Genomic DNA, 3,841 nt, shown 5'->3' on the forward strand with positions numbered 1-3,841 from the left:
TGCCGGTCCGGCTCGGCGCCGGACCGCGCACGCGCGCCGGGTGCTCCGGCGGCCTCCACCGACGCCCCGCTCCCCGCGGCGTCCTCCCCGGGGGCCGGTCCGCGGCTCCCCGGGGAGGCCTCGGCGGCGCTCACAGGCGACCACCGCGCTCACGGCGCGTGAACAGCTCGGCGAAGTCGACCTCGCCCTCGTAGGCCCTCCCCGCCAGGAAGCCCGCGGCTCCCAGGAGCAGGACCAGGAGGAAGGCCCCGAAGCCCCCGAAGGCGGCGGCGAGGCCGAGGACCGCCCCGAAGGCGAGTCCGACGATCGACCACATGGGTCCTCACTCCCTCACGTCGTGTCTGCCGGTGTGCCGCTGTCCGCTCCGCCGTCACCTGACCCTCGGCTCGGCGGCGGAACGGCTCTCCTCCTCGTCCGGCAGGTGGATGTCGTCCACGGTCACGTTGACCTCCGTGACCTCCAGGCCGGTCATCCGCTCCACACCGGAGATGACGTTGCGCCGCACGACGGCCGCCAGGTCGGGGATCGAGACGCCGTACTCGACGACGAGGTTGATGTCCACCGCGGCCTGGCGCTCGCCGACCTCCACGGCCACGCCGCGCGCCGCGGTGCTGGTGGAGGTGGAACCGGGGATGCGCTCGCGGACGGCGTCGAAGGCGCGCCCGGCCCCGCCGCCCATGTGGTGGACGCCCCGGACCTCCCGGGCGGCCATACCGGCGATCTTGGCGACCACGTGGTCGGCGATCGAGGTGCGCCCGGTGTCGGTGTTCAGCTCGTGGGAGTGCTGGGCGCGCACGGGGACGCTGCTCGTGCTGCCCGCCTCGCGCAGCTCGGCGGGGGCGAGTTCACTGCTCTGGGCGCTCTTCGCGGCCATGGTCGGTTCTCCTTGCGTTGTCGGGTGTTCGGTCAGGGGCGGAAACGGGCGTCCCGCCGTGGGCGGGTCCGTCCGCCGGTCCTTCGGACGGGGCCGTCGGGGCCGCTCTGAGCTGGACTGTCGGTCTTCCCCGAGCGGCGCCGCCGACTCCTCCTGCGGCGGTGTCGTGGCCTCTATCGCCCGTGGTCGCGCGAGGAGGCCGTGAAACGGGCCGCCGCGTCCACCACCACGTCCCGGCCGCCGGTCCGGGCGTGCTCCGGCGCGGCGCCGGGTGCGCGGGCCAGGGGCGGGGTCCCGGCCAGGGCGGCCCTCTCGGCGGCGCGCCTGGCGGCCGTCCTCCTGAGGCCGAACCTGATCTCTCCCATGGCGGTGCTCTCCTCGCTCGCTCGGCGCCACCCGTCGTGGCGCCGTCACAGGGGAGGACACGGGGAAGGGCCGTCGGCTCACGGCCATCATCGTGTGACCTGTGTCACTACTAGTGTGGGGGAGGCACGGGTGCGGGGCTGCCGTGTTCGGCACGAACCTGGGGTAGTTTCTCTGTGCTCGTGTACGGGGAGGGGTGGCCGCGGCGACGATGCACAGGGAAACCGCACTTCCGGAGAGCGTGCTCGTGGAGCGCGCCCAGGACGGGGACGACAGGGCGTTCGAGGACCTCGTCCGTCGGCACCAGGACACCGTCTACCGGATCGCCCTGCGTGTGCTGCGCGATCCCGCCGACGCGCGCGACGCGGCCCAGGAGGCCCTGATCACCGCGTGGCGCAGGCTTCCCGAACTCGCCGACCCGCAGAGCTTCCCCGCCTGGCTCAACCGCATCGTGGGACGGCGCGCCCTGAACATGCTGCGGGCCCGCAGGCCGGTGGAACCGGTGGAGGACGACGAGCGGTTGGAGGCGAGGGAACCCGGACCGGCGGGGGAGACGCTCGCGGGCGACCTGCGCGAGGCGCTGCTCGAAGCGCTGTCGGGGTTGCCGCCCCCGCAGCGGATCTGCTGGGTTCTGCGCGAAATGGAAGGATTGGGCTATGAAGAGATAGCGGAGATCGTCGACACGACCCCGACCGCTGTGCGTGGACGTATTCACCGCGCGCGTACCCATCTCGTGGAGGCGCTTGAGCCATGGCGGTAGACCCGTCCGACGACCACGACCGACTGCCCTGCGGGACCTCGGTGGACGCACTCCTGAGGGACCTGCTGGCCGGTCGGCTCACCGAGCACGAGTCCTCCTGCGAGCACTGCCGGGCGGAGGCGGGTGAGCTGCGTCCACTCGTCGAAGCGGTGCGCCGGGACGACGAGGAGGAGGTCACCGCACCTCCCGGGCTGCTCACGGACGTCATGCGCGTGGTGCGCGCCGAGCGCCGCTCGGAGGGGACGATCGTCCTGAGCGGCTCCGGCCCCGGCGGCACCGAGGTCAGGGAGTCGGCCGTGGCGGCCATGCTCCGGACCTCCGTCGAGTCCGTTCCAGGGGTCGTGGTCGGCCGCTGCCGCGTCGAGCAGACCCGCGAGGGCCTCTCCGTCCGGGCCACGGCGCGGGTCGCCGTCGGCTTCCCCATCCCGGACGCCGCCGACGCCGCCCGACGCGCCATGCGCTCCCTGGCCGAACAGCGGCTCGGCCTGCCCGTCGCCCGCCTGGACATCGATGTCGTCGACCTGGACGATCCTGCCCCGGGACGGTGAGGGCGGAGCCGTCGGCGCCTACTCCTCCGCCTCGCGGCGCAGGCCGGGCACGCCGTCGGCGGGCCGGACCCCGTCGTCGCACAGCGCCAACCAGTCGCCGCGCGCGGGAACGAGCGCGAGCACGACGACGGTCAGTCCCATGGACATGAGCAGCGCGGACGCGAGCATCGTCTCGGGGGTCGCCCAGAGCTGGTCGTGGCCGTGGGCGTCGAACCAGATCCACGCGTGGTGGTGCAGCGGACTGCCCACCAGGGTGGCGGTGATCTCGGCGGTCGCCAGGAGGGCCACCAGGGAGGCGACGGCCCCGGTGACCAGGAGGGGCAGCGGGGGCCGGGCGCGCAGTGTGCGCACCGGCGCCTCGGAGCCGCTCGTCGTTCGCGGGTGCGGACCGCGGGCCCTGTTCTGCGGTTCGGTCCTGGTCACGTCGCGCTTCATGTGTTCCGTGTGCTCCATGCGTCTGTGGACGGAAGGCGTCCAACGGGAGGATGTCGTCATGGGGAGGACACACCGGTGCCGTTCCACCTCACGGTAGAAGCGCTGTGCGGCACGGCACATTCCGTGTGCGCCAAGCCGGGACGGCCGACGTCCCTGCTGCTCGGGCGGGCTTTCTGAGAGCGTCGCGGCCGCGGGAAGGCCGGTGCGGCAGCCGTTTCCCGGTCCCCGCCGGGAGCCGTCCGCCTCCGGGCGCGACCGCTTCGGGGACGTGCGCGTACCGTCGGAGTGGCCAGAGTCACCCTCCGTCGTTACCGGTCCTTCACGTGGGGGCGAACGGGCGCAACGTCGCCCTGGGATCTTCGGTCCCATGGACGTTTCCGAAGGACAGCACGGAACCGACGACCACCGCCACGGCTTCTTCGGCCGCGAGGCACTCGACCTGGGCACCCTGCTCCTCGCCGCCGGTGCGGCGCACCTGGTGGTGCTCTCCCTCGGGCACAGCGACGCGGGCGTCCGCGTCCTGATCACCGTGGGACTGCTGCTGCTCGCGGTCTCCGCGGTCCACCGGTGGCGCCGCCACAAGGCCGCGTCCGCTCCCCGGCCGCCCAGGGGCTCCGGAGCGGTGAACGCGTCCGGGAGCGCCGGGCCGCCCACGGGTACCGGCCCGTACGCGAACGGCGGGCTGACCGGCGGCGACGGTGCGTCCCGTGGCACCGGGACATCCGAGGACACGGCGCTGCCCGGGAGCGCCGGGCTGCCCGGGAACGCTGAGTCGCCCGGGAACGCCGGGTCGGCCGGCGGCGGATCCTTCCGAAGCGCCCCCTCGACCGGGGAGGGAGCCCCGGCGTCGGCCGGTTCCCC

General features: G+C 74.0%; 6 protein-coding genes and 1 pseudogene. 3 read left to right on the forward strand and 4 right to left on the reverse strand.

Features of this window, described 5'->3' with window-relative positions; translation table 11 throughout:
• Window positions 1-130: 130 nt before the first annotated feature.
• The 3 genes from DQW06_RS15490 to DQW06_RS15500 all read right to left on the reverse strand — a co-directional run bounded on the left by DQW06_RS15490 (window position 131) and on the right by DQW06_RS15500 (window position 1,239).
• Entirely contained in the window at window positions 131-316 is a 186-nt protein-coding gene (locus tag DQW06_RS15490) for a hypothetical protein (RefSeq protein ID WP_013155766.1), read from the reverse strand.
• A 54-nt stretch (window positions 317-370) separates the two neighbouring features.
• Window positions 371-874 (reverse strand): Asp23/Gls24 family envelope stress response protein, encoded by a 504-nt coding sequence (locus DQW06_RS15495; RefSeq protein ID WP_013155765.1) that lies wholly within the window; start codon window positions 872-874, stop codon window positions 371-373.
• 173 nt (window positions 875-1,047) lie between these two features.
• Window positions 1,048-1,239, reverse strand: coding sequence for a hypothetical protein (locus DQW06_RS15500; RefSeq protein WP_013155764.1), 192 nt, complete (start codon window positions 1,237-1,239; stop codon window positions 1,048-1,050).
• A gap of 209 nt (window positions 1,240-1,448) precedes the next feature.
• Between DQW06_RS15500 and DQW06_RS15505 the strand changes: the two genes are divergently transcribed.
• Entirely contained in the window at window positions 1,449-1,997 is a 549-nt protein-coding gene (locus tag DQW06_RS15505) for an RNA polymerase sigma factor (RefSeq protein WP_013155763.1), read from the forward strand.
• Window positions 1,988-2,545, forward strand: a complete 558-nt coding sequence (locus DQW06_RS15510; protein WP_013155762.1) for a hypothetical protein — start codon at window positions 1,988-1,990, stop codon at window positions 2,543-2,545. The genes DQW06_RS15505 and DQW06_RS15510 overlap by 10 nt, the downstream gene beginning before the upstream one ends.
• A gap of 18 nt (window positions 2,546-2,563) precedes the next feature.
• Here DQW06_RS15510 and DQW06_RS15515 read toward each other — a convergent pair whose 3' ends face one another.
• Entirely contained in the window at window positions 2,564-2,980 is a 417-nt protein-coding gene (locus DQW06_RS15515) for a hypothetical protein (protein WP_117198781.1), read from the reverse strand.
• Between the two features lie 367 nt (window positions 2,981-3,347).
• Between DQW06_RS15515 and DQW06_RS15520 the strand changes: the two are divergent.
• Window positions 3,348-3,841 (forward strand): annotated as a pseudogene (locus DQW06_RS15520) (amino acid-binding protein); the annotation flags it as partial.

The sequence above is a fragment of the Nocardiopsis sp. TNDT3 genome, assembly GCF_003427465.1.
Classification (GTDB): Bacteria; Actinomycetota; Actinomycetes; order Streptosporangiales; family Streptosporangiaceae; genus Nocardiopsis; species Nocardiopsis dassonvillei.

Coding starts and splice junctions, on each gene's coding strand:
- DQW06_RS15490 (WP_013155766.1), bottom strand. CDS start 316: ATGTGGTCGATCGTCGGACTCGCCTTCGGGGCGGTCCTCGGCCTCGCC.
- DQW06_RS15495 (WP_013155765.1), bottom strand. CDS start 874: ATGGCCGCGAAGAGCGCCCAGAGCAGTGAACTCGCCCCCGCCGAGCTG.
- DQW06_RS15500 (WP_013155764.1), bottom strand. CDS start 1,239: ATGGGAGAGATCAGGTTCGGCCTCAGGAGGACGGCCGCCAGGCGCGCC.
- DQW06_RS15515 (WP_117198781.1), bottom strand. CDS start 2,980: ATGAAGCGCGACGTGACCAGGACCGAACCGCAGAACAGGGCCCGCGGT.
- DQW06_RS15510 (WP_013155762.1), top strand. CDS start 1,988: ATGGCGGTAGACCCGTCCGACGACCACGACCGACTGCCCTGCGGGACC.
- DQW06_RS15505 (WP_013155763.1), top strand. CDS start 1,449: ATGCACAGGGAAACCGCACTTCCGGAGAGCGTGCTCGTGGAGCGCGCC.